Here is a 16039-nt window from a genome sequence, read left to right on the forward strand (position 1 = left end):
GGAGGAAGCCCCATGGACATGAACCTGCTGAAGTACCGCGCATTCGTCGCCACGGTGGAAGACGGCAGCTTTACCCGCGCGGCAGAACGGCTGCATTACTCGCAGTCCGGCATCAGCCGGATGATCGCCGACCTGGAGCGGGAGTGGAACCTGACGCTGCTGGAAAAAGGCGCAAAGGCCGAGATTGCGGCGCTGTTTGAGCGGTATCACCTGCAGCCGAACGTCCACTTCACCACCTGGGACGACTACGCGGTGATGTCCATGGTGGAAAGCGGGCTGGGCATCAGCATCCTGCCGGAGCTGATCCTGAAGCGGGTGCCCTACCGCATTGCTATCCGGGAGCTGGATGTGCCCGCGCTGCGCACCATCGCGTTCTGCCTGCGGGACAGAAAGAACGCTTCGCTTGCGGTGAAGCGCTTTCTCGAATATCTCGATTTCCGCGAAGAAAAAACAGCACAGCCATGCGGGAAAGCTCGAAAAAATTGAAAAAAGTCGGGACGAAATTTTGTGGGATGTGTAGAATATCGCTCGAAAAACTGGACATTTTGCCTAACAAATAGAGTGGAAACGTGTCAATATTGAGAAAAAAGTTTCACCATCGTTTACAAAACGGTTACAAGCTGGTATACTTTAAGGCAGTGAACGCATGAAAGCTGCCTGAGACCGAAAGGAGAATCCACCCGTGAATACCGCTGCACCGTCCCGAAAGAAGAAGCTGCTGAGCCTTGTGCTGACGCTGGTGTTTCTGCTCACCTGCCTGCCTGCCGCTTTTGCAGTGGACCTGAACGTGGACGCGGGCTTCTACTTCAAGCAGAGCCGCGGCGGCACCTGCACGCTGGCTTCGGCCGCCATGATGCTGCGGCGGCGCGCCTACTTCGACGGCCTGACCGACTGGTCTTCCGTCACCGAGAACAGTGTGCGCGGCACGGCATGGGCCAACGGCCTGTCTCACAGCTTTACATACAAGGAGATGCAGGTGGGCTACGCCACCCTGCCTTCCAGCAAAGTGGAAAAGATCCAGACCCTCATCACCCTGCTTTCGCAGCACCCGGAGGGCATCGTCCTGTATGACCGCAGCCAGCCCCACGCCGTGCTGCTGACCGACTACACCAACGGCGTGTTCTATTGCTCCGACCCGGCCGGGAACATTTCCTCCGGCCGCATCCCGCTCACCAGCTCCAGCGTGTCCGTCAACGGCGCGTCCTGCTACTGGTACGTTACCTCTGACCACAACTCGGTGGCTTCGGTGGCCGACGGTCTGCGCCTGGAGGGCATGAGTTACCCGGTCAACATTCAGGTGGGCAAGGGCATGGCCCTGACCGGCACGGCCAACAGTGCATCCGGCACCACCCTGACCAGCGTGCAGGTGGCCATTCTGGACACCAATGATCAGCCCGTGCAGACCGCACAGGCGGTGGTGGAAGGCACCAGCTTCTCCTTCAAGAGCGTGGACAGCCAGATCAAGTTCGGTGAGCTGGCAGAAGGCGCTTACACCTACATGGTCATGCTGACCGACTCCAACGGCGAGACCCTCTGCTTCACCAGCGACTTCACCGTTTCGGACGGTTCCAGCAGCACGGCTACTTATTGGTCTGCACAGGACACCGAAGGCACGAAGCTCTCCGAGGGCATCCAGCAGATCGAAACGACTCTGACCGATGCGGCCGAAACGACCATGGGCTGGCTCACCAGCCTGTTCGGCTAAAGATGCAAACAAAGCGGCCCGGAATGTGAAAAACATTCCGGGCCGCTTTTTGCTGTCTGGGGTGCTTGAGAAAACGTCTTATTTCAGCGTACCGTCCAGCACCTGGCTGTAGTACCAGGGCTTCGGGGCGTGGAAGGTCTTGCCGCTGAGGAACTCAAAGTCTGGCTGGTTGAAGTGCGGCATGGTCAGCTCCCAGGCGCACAGGGCCTGATACTTCAGCTTCAGCTCACGGTTGGCGGTGTTGTTGCCGTACTTGCTGTCGCCCAGGATGGGGCAGCCGATGCTGGCCATGTGGGCACGGATCTGGTGGGTGCGGCCGGTGATGAGATTGACCTTCAGCAGGGCCAGACGGCCGGAGACGGCGATGGTCTCATACTGGGTCTCCACTTCCTTGGCACCGGGCTGCTTGTCCTCCACGATCTTCACGATGCCGCGGTCCGCATCCTTGAGCAGGTAGCCGCCCAGGGTGGCATCCGGCGGCACGGGGCGGCCGAAGGTGACGCAGAGGTAGGTCTTTTTCACTTCACGGTTCTTGATGGCGGCCAGGAACAGCTCCTCGGCTTCCGGGGTCTTGGCAATGATCACAAGACCGCTGGTGCCGGTGTCCAGCCGGTGGCACAGAGCGGGGGTGTACAGGCTGTTTTCCTTATACTCGCCCTGCTGGTTCAGGTAGAGCAGGGCACGGTTCAGCAGGGTGTCGTCCTCCGGGCCGTCCACGGCAAGGCCGGCGGGTTTATTTACAATTAAAATCTGCGGGCAGTCGTACACCACCTGTGCCGGGCCGCGGGCGTTCTTCCAGGCCGGGCCGTCCACGCGCTTGTCGGCGTCCAGCACCTCGTCCAGAATGAACAGCTTGATCTCGTCGCCGGCCATCACGCGGGTGGAGAGCGGCTGTTTTTTGCCGTTGAGCTTGATCTTATTCTCGCGCAGAGCTTTGTTCAGGCGGCCGGGGGTCAGGGCGGGGTACTGCTGGGTCAGATAATTGTCAAGCCGGGTGGGGGCCAGACATTTTACTTTTAAAATTTTCACGGGAAATTCCTCTCTATCTTAAAATCAGTCGCAATAGAATGGGTCTTTGATTCGTTTTTATTGTAGCGGAAGAAATCTACCGCGTCAAGAAAGAAGGCGTTTTTATGAACCTGAAATATAAGATTCTGGCTGTTCTGGCTGCGGGCATTGCGTTGACGGCCTGCGGCGGCTCCGGCACCCCCGCCAGCACCCCCGCCTCCAGTGCGGTGCCCGCCTCGTCCCATGTGGCAGAAGAAGGCGTTACAGAGCCGATCAATCTGCTGACCGGGACACTGGACGATCTGGACGACCCGGATACGGTAACGTTTATCCCGGCATCCATCGTTTCCGGCGTACAGGACGGTAAATTGACTGCTAAGGTGTTCAGCTACGACCGTTATAAAAAAGAGGATATTGAAAACCTTGCTGTTGGCGACAAGATCACCTTCCACGAGGAGGGTGCGGCATGGAATCAGGTCGTGAACGATGCGGTGACGAGCATCGAAAAAAATGACGAATACCATCTTGTAAGCATCAACGGCGGCATGGAGCAGCCCAGCGGGCTGGACTTGAAGCTGGAGGATGACGACACCTACCGGACGATGACCTTTGACGATTACCCGCTCTATTACGAGATGGGAGAAAAGACGATGCCGCTGGCAGAGGATGTAGTGCTGAAAGACAGTTCTGCTGACCCGCAGGCCGAAGCCGTGGAGACCACAGGCGCGGATGCGGTGGCAGCGGCGATCAATGCGGAACCCGACAACTGGACCACCTATAATACCACGCTGGTGGTGCAGGGCGGCAAGGTGCTGGAGGTGCGCCGCATCTGGGTGCCGTAAATTTTGCTCAAAACCGTTGACAAACGTATTGCGTATGCTATAATTTAGCTGTACGCGAAGGGACGCTGTGTCTGCTTTGCGGAATGTAAAATTATGACAGATGGCAATGATGGGGTCAGAAATGCACACACCACCGTCCAGAGAGAGCGCCCACGGCTGTAAGGCGCTCCGGTCGGGATCATTTCGCGCCACCCCGGAGCTTCCGGCGAATGTAAACCGGACGCTGCGCAGCGTTAATGCGCCGAAAGCGGCAGGGGACAAGTGATCCTTTGCAATTTGGGTGGTACCACGGAGTTTGATGCACAAGCAGCCTTCGTCCCTTTTGGGATGAGGGCTGCTTTTTGTTTTTTCACCGTGCCGCCCCTCTGCCATAACAGCATAAAAACGGCGCCTGAGCGCCAAAAACGATTGAGGAGAGAAAACCTATGCAATGGACCGGTTTGAATGAACTGCGTGAAAAGTACCTGAGCTTCTTTGAGAGCAAGGGCCACCTGCGTCTGGACAGCTTCCCCCTGGTGCCGAAAAACGACCCCAGCCTGCTGCTGATCAACAGCGGCATGGCCCCCATGAAGAAGTGGTTCCTGGCGCAGGAGGAGCCGCCCCGCCATCGTGTGACCACCTGCCAGAAGTGCATCCGCACCCCGGATATCGAGCGCGTGGGCATCACCGCCCGCCATGGCACCTTCTTTGAGATGCTGGGCAACTTCTCCTTCCAGGATTACTTCAAGGAAGAAGTCATTCCCTGGGCCTGGGAGTTCCTGACCAGCGACGAGTGGATGGCCATCCCGAAGGACAAGCTGCACATCTCCGTCTACGAGGAAGATGACGAGGCTTACGATATCTGGACCAAGAAGGTGGGCATCGCTCCGGACCACATGGTGCGTCTGGGCAAGGAAGACAACTTCTGGGAGCACGGCTCCGGCCCGTGCGGCCCCTGCTCTGAGATCTACTTCGACCGCGGCCCCGAGTACGGCTGCGGCAAGCCGACCTGCGGCGTGGGCTGTGACTGCGACCGCTATATGGAAATCTGGAACCTGGTGTTCAGCCAGTTTGATGCTGACGGCAAGGGCCACTACGAGCGCCTGGCACGCCCCAACATCGACACCGGCATGGGTCTGGAGCGTCTGGCCTGCGTGATGCAGGGCGTGGGCAACCTGTTCGAGGTGGACACCGTGCAGAGCGTGCTGCACCATGTGGAGCACATCGCAAACAAGACCTACGGCGACGACGCCAAGACCGATATCTCCATCCGCGTCATCACCGACCACATCCGCAGCTGCACCTTTATGGTGTCGGACGGCATCCTGCCTTCCAACGAGGGCCGCGGCTATGTGCTGCGCCGCCTGCTGCGCCGCGCCGCACGTCATGGTCGGATGCTGGGTGTTACCCGCCCGTTCCTGGTGGAGCTGGTGGAAACGGTCATCCAGTCCAGCGAGTCCGCCTACCCCGAGCTGCGGGAGCACGATGCCTACATCAAGAAGGTCATCGGTACCGAGGAAGCAAATTTTGCCCGCACCATTGATGCCGGCATGAACATCCTGAACACCATGATCGATGGTCTGGAAAAGGCACACGAGCATCTGCTGAAGGGTCTGGACGTCTTCAAGCTGAACGATACCTTCGGCTTCCCGCTGGACCTGACCAAGGAGATCGCTGCCGAGCAGGGCATTGAGATCGACGAGGAAGGCTTCCACGCCGAGATGACCAAGCAGAAGGAGCGTGCCCGCGCCGAGCGCCTGAAGAAGAACATCTCCGGCTGGAGCGAGGACCTGTTCGGCGCACTGGAGGCCGAGCCCACCGTCTTTACCGGCTACGACACCCTGACCGACAAGGGCACCGTTGTGGCGCTGAGCGACGAGGAGACCCTGACCGATGCCATTGCCACCGACGAGGAGGCAAAGGACGGCGTGCTGGTGGTGCTGGATAAGACCCCCTTCTACGCTGAGATGGGCGGTCAGGCTGCCGACCACGGCGTGCTGAGCAGTGCTGACTGCAGCCTGCGCGTGTTGGATGTCAAGAAGACCCCAAAGGGCTACTATGTCCACACCTGCGTGCTGGAAAGCGGCATCGTGAAGGTGGGCGACCACCTGACCGCTCAGGTCGATAAGGAATACCGCATGGCCATTGCCCGCAACCACACCGCCACCCACCTGCTGCAGGCAGCTCTGCGCGAAGTGCTGGGCGACCATGTGCATCAGGCAGGCTCCTATCAGGATGCTGAGATCACCCACTTCGACTTCACCCACTTCAGCGCTGTGACCCCCGAGGAGCTGGCCCGCGTGCAGAAGATCGTGAACGACAAAATCTACGAGTCCATGAACGTCACCGTCAAGGAGATGCCCATTGAGGAAGCCAAGAAGCTGGGCGCAATGGCTCTGTTCGGCGAGAAGTACGGCAAGGTGGTCCGCGTGGTCGATATCGAGGGCTGGTCCACCGAGTTCTGCGGCGGCACCCACGTCAAGAACACTGCCCAGATCGGCGGCTTCAAGATCGTGAGCGAGTCCTCCGTTGCTGCGGGTATCCGCCGCATCGAGGCTGTCACCGGCCGCAACCTGCTGATCCGTGCAAACCTGCAGGAAGTAATGCTGCACACTGTGGCAAACACCCTGAAGGCAAACAACGTCACCGCTCTGCCTGCCCGTGCCGAGGCTGTCATGGCTGAGAACAAGGCTCTGAGCAAGGAGCTGGAGGAGATCAAGGCAAAGGTCGCTGCTTCCAAGGTGACCAGCCTGTTCGACAATGCCGAGGAGATCGGCGGCGTGAAGATCGCTTCCGCTTACTTCACCGGCACCACCGGCGACACCCTGCGCGGCATGTGCGATACCATCCGCGACAAGGCTGTTAAGCCTGCTGTGGCTGTGCTGGTGGGCAAGGCTGAGGACAAGATCACCATGGCCGTCACCGTCACCAAGGCTGCACAGGAAAAGGGCCTGAAGGCTGGTGCGTTGGTCAAGGAGATCTCCGCCATCGCAGGCGGCAAGGGCGGCGGCAAGCCCGACTTTGCAATGGCCGGCCTGAAGGACGAGACCAAGATCGACGAAGCTCTGGCTGCTGTCGGCGGCATCGTCAAGAAGGCCCTGGGCGAATAAGACTGCATCAAAATCAGAAAGGAGTTGTTTCCCATGGAAGATTGTCTGTTTTGCATGATCGCAGAGGGAAAGATCCCCTCTAAGAAGCTGTACGAAGACGAGCAGGTGGTGGCGTTTTACGACATCAACCCGCAGGCCAAGGTGCACTTCCTGGTGGTGCCCAAAAAGCACATCCCCTCTGCCGCTGCGCTGACCGAAGAAGACGGCGCACTGCTGGGCCACATCTTCGCCGTCATCGGCAAGCTGGCCAAGGAGCAGGGCCTGGACAACGGCTACCGCGTCATCTCCAACGTGGGTGAGGACGCAGGCCAGACCGTGAAGCACCTGCATTTCCATGTTCTGGGCGGCGAAAAACTGCCTGTCTGATTTCAATAGAAAAGGGAGATCGTTGAATTATGGCTGAGACTTATACGCTGCACGTTGCAGGCCTGACCCGTGAACTGACCCGCTGCAAGCTGAACGACCACATGGACATTGCTGCTTTCATCATGCTGGGCGATACCGAGCTGACCGTGGCTGCTGCTGCGGAGCTGCTGAAGAAGTGCCCGGATTTTGATATCCTGCTCACCGCCGAGGCCAAGGGCATCCCGCTGGCGCACGAGATGAGCCGTCAGAGCGGCAAGCCCTATATCTGCGCCCGCAAGGGTGTCAAGCTGTATATGCCGGACCCCGTGGTAGTGGAGGATCAGTCCATTACCACTGCCGGTAAGCAGAAGCTGGTCATCGACCGCAAGGAGCTGGAAAAGATGAACGGCAAGCGTGTGCTGGTGGTGGACGATGTCATCTCCACCGGCGGTTCCCTGAAGGCTCTGGATGCTCTGGCCGAGCAGACCCAGTGCACCATCGTGGGCCAGGCCGCTGTTCTGGCCGAGGGCGACGCAGCCGAGCGCAAGGATATCATCTTCCTGGAGCCGCTGCCCCTGTTCTTCCACTAAGCCGTCATGCGACGCCCGCTCTGCGTTTTCTGCGCCGGAATGCTGGGTGTTGAGTTAGTGTACGCTTTTTTGCCGCAAACGGAACGTTTTGTGCCGTTTGCGGCATTTTTTGTTGCCCTTTGCCTGCTGCTCTGCATCTTTGAAAAGACGCGGGCGGCGGCGCTGTGCATCCTGCTGGGGGCCGCTGCGGGCATGGCGTCCGTGCTGTACACCGAGAACCGGATGGAACAGCTTCGGGTGCGGTACGCCGGGCGTCCGCTGGTGCTGACGGCAGAGGTGGAAACGGCCTCGGACTCCTATTACCCCGGCATCGTGGATGCGGTCCTGCATGTGGAAGAAGTGAACGGCCAGACGGTGTCCTTTCGGGTGGAGTGCGAGACGCTGCCGGACTGCGAAGCAGGCCAGCGGGTGCAGGGACGCTTTACCCTGGCGGCACCCGCAGCAGGCAGCCGGGTGGACCGATACACCGACGGCATTGCCCTGCTGGCCGTACCGGACGAAGACAAACCGGATCTTGAAGTTCTGGGCGAGAGCGGCAGCTTCCGCGCCCGCACCCACCGCCTGCAGCAGAAACTCAGTGCATCCCTGCGCCGCCGCATGGATGGCAGCACCGGCGGTGTGCTGGCCGCTATGACGGTGGGTGACCGCAGCCATCTTTCAGCGGCGCTGCGCAGTGCTTACCGGAGTGCGGGCCTGTCCCATGTGCTGGTGGTCAGCGGCATGCATGTGTCCATCCTCTGCGGTGATATCCTTTCATCGCTTATCCCTTATGAATGGGAGCAGAGCTACCGCAGCCGCAAGCGTCGGGCCCTGTTCCGCAGTCTGCTGGCCTTTCTGCTCATGGGCGTGACCGGCTTCACGCCCTCGGTGTGCCGTGCGGCGGTGGCAGTGTGGGTGAGCGCGCTGGGAGTGTGGGTCTACGGTGCACCGGACACCCTCACCTCGCTGGCCGTTGCGGGCATTGCCATGACCGCGGGCAACAGCTATGCAGCCTGTGATATCGGCTTCGAGCTCTCGTTTGCGGCTGTGCTGGGCACCGTGGCGGGCGGTGCATGCGTCCGCCGCGCCCGGGAGTGGTACTGCCGCCGGTTCTGGAAAAAGGCGAAGAACCCGGTCAAACGCCCGTGGTATCTCAAGCTGCCAATGCGGCTGTGGGGCCTGGCGGAAAGCGCCTGCATCGCGGCTTGTGCGTCGGCTGCCACCTTCCCGGTGCTAGTGCTGCGGGGGCTGAGCATCAGCGTGTGGGCGGTGGCATCCAGTGTGGCCGTGCTGTGGCTGGTCCAGCCGATGCTGCTGCTCGGCCTTGGCACGGCTTTTGCCGGGCTGGTCCCGGCCCTTGCGCCGGTGTATGGGCTGCTGTCCCGTGCGGCCGTGCTGCTCACCGGCCTGATGGACCGCTGGGCGCTGTGGCTGGCCGAAAAGCCGGGCACCGGTCTTTATTTTGACACGGCCTATGCGGCCATCGTGTGCCTTGTGCTCATCGGGCTGTGCTGGCTTGCATTCCGCTGGAAGGTGCGCCTGCGTGCAGCCGTACCCTGCATCCTGCTGACGGCGGCGGTGACCGTCGGGCTGGGCAATGCTCTCAGCCGGGACGTGGTGCACATCGACCTTGTGGGCAGTGCCAACGCGCCGGCAGTGGTGGTCACCCAGAACGAGACGGCCGTGGTGCTGTTCCGGGGCGGAGCTTCTGCCCAGAACGCAGTGGAAAACCAGCTGGCTCGGCGGGGCGTGCAGAACGTGGAACTTCTGGTGGACCTGCGCACGAAGCCGCAGATGGCCTGCACGCTGGAAGCGGCGCGGACCGTCCGGGCCGAACAAATGGCGGCGAACACGGCACAGGAGCTGCGGTGCACACCGGCACGGGTGGAAGTGCTGCGCACCCGGGGCGGCAGCCTTGCGCGGCTGACCATCGGCAACCGGCAGTTTGTTGCCCTCAGCGGAAATGTGGAACTGGCAGAGCCGGTCTCAGCACAGTGGCTGCTGGCATCGCCTGCAAAGCCGACGGCAGTCCGGTATGGGAATGTGCTGGCGTTGCGCCGGTACGATTGGCTAGAGAGTGGGGATGCACTGCCTGCATCCCTCAGCCTGCGCCGGGGCGGCGGACTGAAGGCAGAGTAACGCTTTGCATTTGTGCCGGAGTGTGGTACAATAAAACAATATGAGGGAAGGGAGGTGCCTGCATGGCCACCGAAGCAAAACTGCGGCAGCTGGCCGACAAGGGCTGCCCGGTCTACTATTTTTATTCCAGCGAACGCTACCTTGTGCGGCAGGCGGTGGCGGCGGCCACCCGCATCCTCACGGCCGACAGCGACGAGGACGCTACCGTGCTGGACGGCGCGGCCCCGGAGATCGAACAGCTCATTATGGCGGCGGGCACTATCTCCTTCTTCGGCACCCGGCGCGTGGTGGTGCTGCCGGAGGTGGAGCCCGGCGGCTACGGCGACAAAGACCTGGAGGAACTCTGCAGCACCCTTGCCAGCCTGGAAAACGCCGTGGTGGTGCTGGGCAGCGTGTTTGAGCTGGAGCGCAATAAGCTCAAGATGAGCAAGCGGGCGCAAAAGCTTATTGCCCAGTGCAAAGCCCTTGGCTACACCGAAGAACTGGCAAAACCCAAGCCCTTTGAGCTGAAAGTGATGATGATCGACCGCGCCAAAGAGCAGGGGGCCACCCTGCCGGAGGGGGCTGCCACGGCTCTGCTGGAGCGCTGCGGCGAGGACCCCTTCCTTTTGGAAAACGAGGTGGACAAGCTCTGTGCGCTGTCCGGCTACCAGACCGTCTCGACGGCCATGGTGGCCGAGATGAGCACGGTGAGCCTGGATGCGGACGTGTTCGAGATGATCCGCATGATCACAGCCAAAAACGCCACCGGTGCCTGCAAGAAGCTGCAGACTTTGCTGCGGCTGCAGCAGGAGCCCATCGCCATCACGGGTGCCATGATCGGCAGCTATGTGGACCTGTATCGGGTCAAGCTGGGGGCTGCAAAGCGCAAACCTTATGGCACCGTGTTCAAGGATTTCGGCTATAAGGGCAGCGACTACCGGCTCAAGCGCTCGGCGGAAACGGCGTCGCACTATACGCTGAAGCAGATCGAAAATTGTATGCAGGTGCTGCTGGAACTGGACCAGAGCCTGAAAGGCCAGCCGGTGGACGCGCAGATTTTGCTGGAAACAGCGCTGTGCCGCCTGGCGATGGCGGGGAGCGGACGATGAAGGAAAACGAGATGATCCACACCGGCCGGGTGCTGATCGTGGAAGGAAAATACGATGCAGCGCGGCTTTCACACCTGACGGACGCCATGATCCTGCTGACGGACGGCTTTGGCATCTACAGCGACAAACAGCGCCAGCAGCTGTTCAAGGCGCTGGCGCAGAAAAACGGATTGATTCTGCTCACCGATTCGGACGCGGCGGGCTTCCGCATCCGCAACTATATCACGAATCTCGTGGGCGCAAAAAACGTGGTGCAGGCCTATGTGCCCGCCATCCACGGCAAGGAAAAGCGCAAGGAGCAGCCCGGCAAAGAGGGCCTGCTGGGTGTGGAGGGCGTGGACGATGCCATCGTGCTGCAGGCCTTGCGGGATGCCCTGGGTGCAGAGGCCGGGGCCACTCCCGCCCGCCCGGAGGGGCGGCAGATTACCTACACCGATCTGTATGAATGGGGCCTTTCCGGCAAGCCGGGCAGCGCCGAGCGCAAGGCGAAGCTGCTGAACGCGCTGGGCCTGCCGCCGCGTCTTTCCAAAAAAGAGCTGGTGGAAGCACTGAACCGTCTTTACAGCTTTGAACAATTAAACGAAATGCAGTTGAAAATTCTGGAAGATTGAACGCACGGCGCAAAGGCTATGGCTTTTGCGCCGTTTTTGTGTCCCATCGCTGGCGCAGCAGGTCCAGCGCATGGGTCTCCAAGCGGGAGACATAGCTCCGGCTGATGTGCAGAAGGCCTGCCACTTCCAGCTGGGTCAGCGGGGGCTGCCCGGCCAGGCCGTACCGCAGCAGAATGATCTGCCGCTCCCGGGCGGGCAGAGTGTCCAGCAGCTGGCGCACCCGGCGCACCGCGTCCTGGGTCTCGCAGGTGTCTTCCATGCAGAAGCTGTCCTGCAGCACATCGGCCAGCGTCAGGGCCGAGTCGCCGTCCGCTTCCAGCGATTCCTGCAGGGAGATGGTCTGCCCGGTCTTGCGGTCCCGCCGGAACTGCATACGGATCTCATTTTCAATACACCGGCTGGCGTAGGTGGAAAAGCGCGCTTTGCGGGTGGTGTCAAAGGTGTCCACGGCCTTCATCAGGCCGATGGTGCCGATGGAAACAAGGTCTTCCTGGTCGCCGGGGAGAGCGTAGTATTTTTTCACGATGTGTGCCACCAGCCGCAGGTTGTGCCGGATGAGCTTTTCCCGCGCAGCGGTGTCCCCGGCGTGCAGGGCGCTGAAGGCGGCAGCCTCCTCCCGGGCTGTGAGTGGACGCGGAAAGCAGCCGCTTTCCAGATGGAGCGCCAGAAACAGAAATTTTGTGGCGAAAAATTGCAGCAGGGTCAGCAGCATACCGGTTCCCTCCGTTCATTGCGGCGAAAAAAATGCATCACTGGAATGTATGCGCGAAGGCTTGGACGTTATCCAAACAGAAAAAAGAACATAAGGGAAGTTTATGGTACATCACTTTTTGTATAATAACCTCATAAGAAGCAACAACAGACTTCTGAGGAGGACAAAACAATGGCAAACGGTGACTACGGCTACTTCGGCAAAGGCGACACGGGCTATGCCCAGTACATGACGGCATTCAACCGCAGCTTCGGCGGTTCGTCCGGCGGCGGTGGTGGCGGCGGAAACCACAACAACAATGGCGGCGGCGGGGACGGCAGCGGATGCGGCTGCCTGATCGCTATTGCAGTGGTCGTGGTGCTGATCCTGATCGTCCTGGGTGGCTGAATCAATCCCTGCAGGTGAAACACAAGTTTTCCCTGTGGGGATTTTTTGAATCTGCTTGTAGAAAGCGGTGGTCTATGATAGGATGGGGCTAACGAAAAATTAGGAGGGCTTACACATGGTTTTACTGGTTGTGGATACACAAAAAGGTATCGTGGATGAACGCCTGTATGCGTTTGAAAAGTTTGTCAGCAACATCAGGGAATTGATCCGGACTGCCCGCGAACAGGGAATCGAGGTCGTCTATGTCCAGCATGACGATGGGCCCGGTACCGGTTTCTCCATCGGGGACGATGAATTTGAGGTCTATTCCGGGTTTGCGCCACTGCTGACGGAAAAACGGTTCGTCAAAACCGTATGCAGTGCGTTCAAAAAAGAAAGCGGTCTGCTGGAATATCTGACGGAAAAGGGCGAAAAAGATGTGATGGTATGCGGCATCATGACGGACTTCTGCATCAATGCAACGGTGGAGGCGGGCTTTGAGCATGGCCTGCACATGATCGTTCCTGCCTATGCAAATTCCACGCAGGACAACGAGTACATGACGGGGGAGCAGAGCTATCGCTATTATAATGAGTTCCTCTGGCCGGACCGCTATGCCGATTGTGTGCCCATGGACAAGGCACTGGAGCTGCTCAAAAAGTGAGGTGTTTACAATGATTTCTGAAAAAGTAAAAAATCAGATTCAAGTGGTGCAGGGTGACATTACTAAACTGGAATGTGACTGCATCGTAAATGCGGCCAACCGCAGTCTGCTAGGTGGCGGTAGTGTGGACGGTGCTATCCACCGAGCAGCAGGGCCGGAACTGCTGGCTGAGTGCCGCACGCTGCACGGCTGCCGCACTGGAGAAGCAAAAATCACCAAGGGTTACCGGCTGAAAGCAAAGTACATCATTCATACAGTAGGGCCAATTTACTCCGGTGTGGCAGAAGATGCGGTGCAGCTGGCGGATTGTTACTGCAATTCGCTGGATCTTGCCAAAGAGCATAACGTTCACAGTGTTGCATTCCCTGCAATTTCGACCGGCGTATATGGCTACCCGCTGGAAGATGCCACAGAGATTGCGGTCAAAACAGTGGCGCAGTGGCTGGAAGATAACGCGGATTACGCCATGCAGGTGATTTTCTGCTGCTTCGATGCCCGGACGGAGCGGGTGTATCAGGCAAGGCTGTAACCGGAAGAGGTGTGAGAGATGGGCTTTTTCAAAAAGCTGTTTACAGGGATCGGGTTTGCGGCAGGTTTTCTGTTCTTCGGATGCTTGTCAGTGATTGTGTATGCGTCCCGTGGACGGCATAAACCCTGCCATCGGCGCAGCAGCTTTTGGAACACACTGGAGCGCTACCTGATTTTTTCGTGGATCTGTGATGGTGTGCGCAGCAGCCGGAAACGAGCGGAAAAGTCCTATTATCAGCGCACAGGCAGCGATTTCTGGCAGACGCAGACACGGGTTCGACCGGAAAATGTTAAAAATGCTGTTCCTGCGGTGAAAACACCAAGGCCGGAGGCAAAAAGCACGAGCACAGGTGCAACGCGGTCGGTAAAACCAAAGAGAACGGAGCGTCCTTCTGCGGCACAGAAAGCATCGGCAGCACAAAGCGGTGCCAAAAGCGTGTCGGTGCCGACTGTACTAGGGCAAAACGTTTCGGAGGCTGACGCAGAAAAGCACAGCGAATGGTCAAAGCCTAAGCCAGAGCCCAAGCAGGAGCATGCTGCGCAACAGTCAGAAGCCAAAGAAGTACATCAAAAGTCCGCACAGCAATTGGAAGCAGAACGGCAGCAGAAACTGGAAAACCTGCGTGCTGCAATGCAAAAACAGATTTGCACCATTCATGCAGATGTGGAACTTCCGGCCAACGGTCAGAATGACAGTGAAGCGGCGGAGCAGAAACTGCATATCCTGCTGTATAAATCCACACTGCCTGAGAATGACCTGAATCAAGCGCTGGATGAGCTTCGGACGGAGCGCAGACGGCAAAAGGCAGAGTATCAGGGGGCACCGTTTGCGGATGTGTTTCTGGTGAACCTGATTTTGTCCGATGAGGACAGTGAGCGGGCCTGCATCGTGGATGTGGGGGATACCGGCATGAGCTATGTCATTCCGTGGGGCAGCATCCCGAAAGACCTGCAGGAATCGCTGCACCGCTACGTATCGGAAGCGGAAGGAAAACTCTGCGGCTACTGCAAGGAAGAACTCTGCAACAGTGAAAGCGGCAGGATGGTCGTGGAACTGTATCTTGGTAAACAGGATGGGCATGGCTCCCGAATCCTGTACTGAAAATGGAGTAAAGATTGAAATACAGAGAAATCGCAGACGGCATTTTTGTTGACCGTCCCAACCGCTTTATTGCCCATGTGGAAGTGAATGGAGCAGTGGAAACCGTCCATGTCAAGAACACCGGGCGGTGCAAAGAGCTATTGCTGCCCGGCACGGCGGTGCGGCTGGAAGTGTCGGATAACCCGAAACGCAAAACGAAATACGACCTTGTGGCGGTACATAAGCAGGGGCTTGGTTGGGTCAACATGGACAGTCAGGCACCCAACAAGGTAGTAGGAGAGTGGCTTGCAAAACAGGGCTACGACTATATCAAGCCGGAATTCACCTATGGGAAGTCCCGCATCGACTTTTACATGGAAAAGGGCGAACAGAAGTACCTGCTGGAAGTCAAGGGCTGCACACTGGAAGTGGACGGTATCGGCTATTTCCCGGATGCACCCACCGAGCGCGGTGTGAAGCACCTGCACGAACTGGCGCAGGCACAGCGGACAGGATATCAGTGCGCTGTGGTCTTTGTGATTCAGATGGAAGGCATCACCGAGGTGCGGCCAAATGTCAGCACACAGCCGGAGTTTGGCACGGCACTGGCCGAAGCAAAGGCTGCAGGTGTGCAAGTGCTGTTTTTGCTCTGCCATGTAGGGCGGGATAGTCTGGAAATCGTGGAGCAGAGGGAAGGGTGAAGACGGCAGAAAAACGCTTTGCGTGATTCAGTCACAGAAATCACAACTAGGAAATGTTATCATATAGACACAAGAAATACACCGATAACATTCCAATGGAGGATTTCGATATGAAGGCAAAGTTTTACATCTGCAATCACTGCGGCAACCTCGTCACTACCATCCATAACGCAGGCGTTCCGCTGGTCTGCTGCGGGGAGAAAATGAAAGAGCTGGTTCCCAATACGGTGGAAGCCAGCGGCGAGAAGCATCTGCCGGTGGCAGAGCTTTCCGGCAGCAGTCTCACAGTTACGGTGGGCGCGGTGGAACACCCCATGGCGGATGTTCATCACATCCAGTGGATCTTTGTGGAGACCGAGAACGGCGGGCAGATCCGCTATCTGAACCCGGGGCGGGCTCCCAACGCGGTGTTTGAACTGGGAAGTGAAAAGCCGGTGGCCGTTTACGCATACTGCAATCTGCATGGGCTCTGGATGACGAAACTCTGATACAATCAATGCAAGAGGCTGTTGCAAAATAGCATTCTTTCAAGCTATTGAAAACTCCCGCACTCACCGTGCAAATCAGGCAGAATGTTGAAAACTCAAA

Annotated in this window: 17 protein-coding genes; 15 read left to right on the forward strand and 2 right to left on the reverse strand. The window is 58.7% G+C overall.

Features of this window, described 5'->3' with window-relative positions:
- Nucleotides 1-12 precede the first annotated feature (12 nt).
- A complete protein-coding gene (locus CGS49_RS01530; RefSeq protein ID WP_097800193.1) occupies nucleotides 13-486 on the forward strand; it encodes a LysR family transcriptional regulator in 474 nt (157 codons plus the stop codon).
- Nucleotides 487-682: 196 nt separating this feature from the next.
- Nucleotides 683-1705 (forward strand): hypothetical protein, encoded by a 1023-nt coding sequence (locus CGS49_RS01535; RefSeq protein ID WP_242975302.1) that lies wholly within the window; start codon nucleotides 683-685, stop codon nucleotides 1703-1705.
- A 78-nt stretch (nucleotides 1706-1783) separates the two neighbouring features.
- Here CGS49_RS01535 and CGS49_RS01540 read toward each other — a convergent pair whose 3' ends face one another.
- Nucleotides 1784-2734 carry an RluA family pseudouridine synthase gene (locus tag CGS49_RS01540; RefSeq protein ID WP_097800194.1) on the reverse strand — a complete coding sequence of 317 codons (951 nt, stop codon included), beginning with the start codon at nucleotides 2732-2734 and terminating at the stop codon, nucleotides 1784-1786.
- Between the two features lie 104 nt (nucleotides 2735-2838).
- Here CGS49_RS01540 and CGS49_RS01545 point away from each other — a divergent pair, with 104 nt between their 5' ends.
- The 7 genes from CGS49_RS01545 to CGS49_RS01580 all read left to right on the forward strand — a co-directional run bounded on the left by CGS49_RS01545 (nucleotide 2839) and on the right by CGS49_RS01580 (nucleotide 11399).
- Entirely contained in the window at nucleotides 2839-3555 is a 717-nt protein-coding gene (locus CGS49_RS01545; protein ID WP_097800195.1) for a hypothetical protein, read from the forward strand.
- A 425-nt stretch (nucleotides 3556-3980) separates the two neighbouring features.
- The gene (gene alaS, locus CGS49_RS01555; protein WP_097800196.1) at nucleotides 3981-6644 is read left to right on the forward strand and encodes an alanine--tRNA ligase; all 2664 of its coding nucleotides are present in this window, start codon (nucleotides 3981-3983) and stop codon (nucleotides 6642-6644) included.
- Between the two features lie 33 nt (nucleotides 6645-6677).
- Complete coding sequence (locus CGS49_RS01560; RefSeq protein ID WP_097800197.1) at nucleotides 6678-7010, forward strand: histidine triad nucleotide-binding protein; 333 nt, start codon at nucleotides 6678-6680, stop codon at nucleotides 7008-7010.
- 29 nt (nucleotides 7011-7039) lie between these two features.
- On the forward strand, nucleotides 7040-7579 hold the full coding sequence (locus CGS49_RS01565; protein ID WP_097800198.1) for a phosphoribosyltransferase family protein: 540 nt from the start codon (nucleotides 7040-7042) through the stop codon (nucleotides 7577-7579).
- A gap of 90 nt (nucleotides 7580-7669) precedes the next feature.
- Nucleotides 7670-9697, forward strand: a complete 2028-nt coding sequence (locus CGS49_RS01570; protein ID WP_242975303.1) for a ComEC/Rec2 family competence protein — start codon at nucleotides 7670-7672, stop codon at nucleotides 9695-9697.
- A 62-nt stretch (nucleotides 9698-9759) separates the two neighbouring features.
- Nucleotides 9760-10788 (forward strand): DNA polymerase III subunit delta, encoded by a 1029-nt coding sequence (gene holA, locus CGS49_RS01575; protein WP_097800199.1) that lies wholly within the window; start codon nucleotides 9760-9762, stop codon nucleotides 10786-10788.
- On the forward strand, nucleotides 10785-11399 hold the full coding sequence (locus CGS49_RS01580; RefSeq protein ID WP_097800200.1) for a ribonuclease M5: 615 nt from the start codon (nucleotides 10785-10787) through the stop codon (nucleotides 11397-11399). Before holA ends, CGS49_RS01580 begins: the two co-directional genes overlap by 4 nt.
- 16 nt (nucleotides 11400-11415) lie before the next feature.
- On the opposite strand, the gene CGS49_RS01585 is transcribed toward CGS49_RS01580, so the two are convergent.
- Nucleotides 11416-12111, reverse strand: a complete 696-nt coding sequence (locus tag CGS49_RS01585) for a sigma-70 family RNA polymerase sigma factor (RefSeq protein WP_097800201.1) — start codon at nucleotides 12109-12111, stop codon at nucleotides 11416-11418.
- Nucleotides 12112-12282: 171 nt separating this feature from the next.
- Between CGS49_RS01585 and CGS49_RS01590 the strand changes: the two genes are divergently transcribed.
- From CGS49_RS01590 to CGS49_RS01615, 6 genes are all read left to right on the forward strand, one after another.
- On the forward strand, nucleotides 12283-12498 hold the full coding sequence (locus CGS49_RS01590) for an HFLK protein (RefSeq protein ID WP_097800202.1): 216 nt from the start codon (nucleotides 12283-12285) through the stop codon (nucleotides 12496-12498).
- A 115-nt stretch (nucleotides 12499-12613) separates the two neighbouring features.
- A complete protein-coding gene (locus tag CGS49_RS01595; RefSeq protein WP_097800203.1) occupies nucleotides 12614-13141 on the forward strand; it encodes an isochorismatase family protein in 528 nt (175 codons plus the stop codon).
- Nucleotides 13142-13151: 10 nt separating this feature from the next.
- Nucleotides 13152-13670 carry an O-acetyl-ADP-ribose deacetylase gene (locus CGS49_RS01600; protein WP_097800204.1) on the forward strand — a complete coding sequence of 173 codons (519 nt, stop codon included), beginning with the start codon at nucleotides 13152-13154 and terminating at the stop codon, nucleotides 13668-13670.
- 18 nt (nucleotides 13671-13688) lie between these two features.
- Nucleotides 13689-14771 carry a hypothetical protein gene (locus tag CGS49_RS01605; protein WP_097800205.1) on the forward strand — a complete coding sequence of 361 codons (1083 nt, stop codon included), beginning with the start codon at nucleotides 13689-13691 and terminating at the stop codon, nucleotides 14769-14771.
- 14 nt (nucleotides 14772-14785) lie between these two features.
- A complete protein-coding gene (gene sfsA, locus CGS49_RS01610) occupies nucleotides 14786-15451 on the forward strand; it encodes a DNA/RNA nuclease SfsA (RefSeq protein ID WP_097800206.1) in 666 nt (221 codons plus the stop codon).
- Between the two features lie 110 nt (nucleotides 15452-15561).
- Nucleotides 15562-15939, forward strand: a complete 378-nt coding sequence (locus CGS49_RS01615; RefSeq protein ID WP_097800207.1) for a desulfoferrodoxin family protein — start codon at nucleotides 15562-15564, stop codon at nucleotides 15937-15939.
- Nucleotides 15940-16039 lie beyond the last annotated feature (100 nt).

The sequence above is a fragment of the Faecalibacterium langellae genome (genome assembly GCF_002549775.1).
GTDB classification, from domain to species: Bacteria; Bacillota; Clostridia; order Oscillospirales; family Ruminococcaceae; genus Faecalibacterium; species Faecalibacterium langellae.

Excerpts from the sequence above, each read along its gene's own strand:
- CGS49_RS01530 (WP_097800193.1), top strand. The coding sequence starts at position 13 with ATGGACATGAACCTGCTGAAGTACCGCGCATTCGTCGCCACGGTGGAA.
- CGS49_RS01545 (WP_097800195.1), top strand. The coding sequence starts at position 2,839 with ATGAACCTGAAATATAAGATTCTGGCTGTTCTGGCTGCGGGCATTGCG.
- alaS (WP_097800196.1), top strand. The coding sequence starts at position 3,981 with ATGCAATGGACCGGTTTGAATGAACTGCGTGAAAAGTACCTGAGCTTC.
- CGS49_RS01560 (WP_097800197.1), top strand. The coding sequence starts at position 6,678 with ATGGAAGATTGTCTGTTTTGCATGATCGCAGAGGGAAAGATCCCCTCT.
- CGS49_RS01565 (WP_097800198.1), top strand. The coding sequence starts at position 7,040 with ATGGCTGAGACTTATACGCTGCACGTTGCAGGCCTGACCCGTGAACTG.
- holA (WP_097800199.1), top strand. The coding sequence starts at position 9,760 with ATGGCCACCGAAGCAAAACTGCGGCAGCTGGCCGACAAGGGCTGCCCG.
- CGS49_RS01580 (WP_097800200.1), top strand. The coding sequence starts at position 10,785 with ATGAAGGAAAACGAGATGATCCACACCGGCCGGGTGCTGATCGTGGAA.
- CGS49_RS01585 (WP_097800201.1), bottom strand. The coding sequence starts at position 12,111 with ATGCTGCTGACCCTGCTGCAATTTTTCGCCACAAAATTTCTGTTTCTG.
- CGS49_RS01590 (WP_097800202.1), top strand. The coding sequence starts at position 12,283 with ATGGCAAACGGTGACTACGGCTACTTCGGCAAAGGCGACACGGGCTAT.
- CGS49_RS01595 (WP_097800203.1), top strand. The coding sequence starts at position 12,614 with ATGGTTTTACTGGTTGTGGATACACAAAAAGGTATCGTGGATGAACGC.
- CGS49_RS01600 (WP_097800204.1), top strand. The coding sequence starts at position 13,152 with ATGATTTCTGAAAAAGTAAAAAATCAGATTCAAGTGGTGCAGGGTGAC.
- CGS49_RS01605 (WP_097800205.1), top strand. The coding sequence starts at position 13,689 with ATGGGCTTTTTCAAAAAGCTGTTTACAGGGATCGGGTTTGCGGCAGGT.
- CGS49_RS01615 (WP_097800207.1), top strand. The coding sequence starts at position 15,562 with ATGAAGGCAAAGTTTTACATCTGCAATCACTGCGGCAACCTCGTCACT.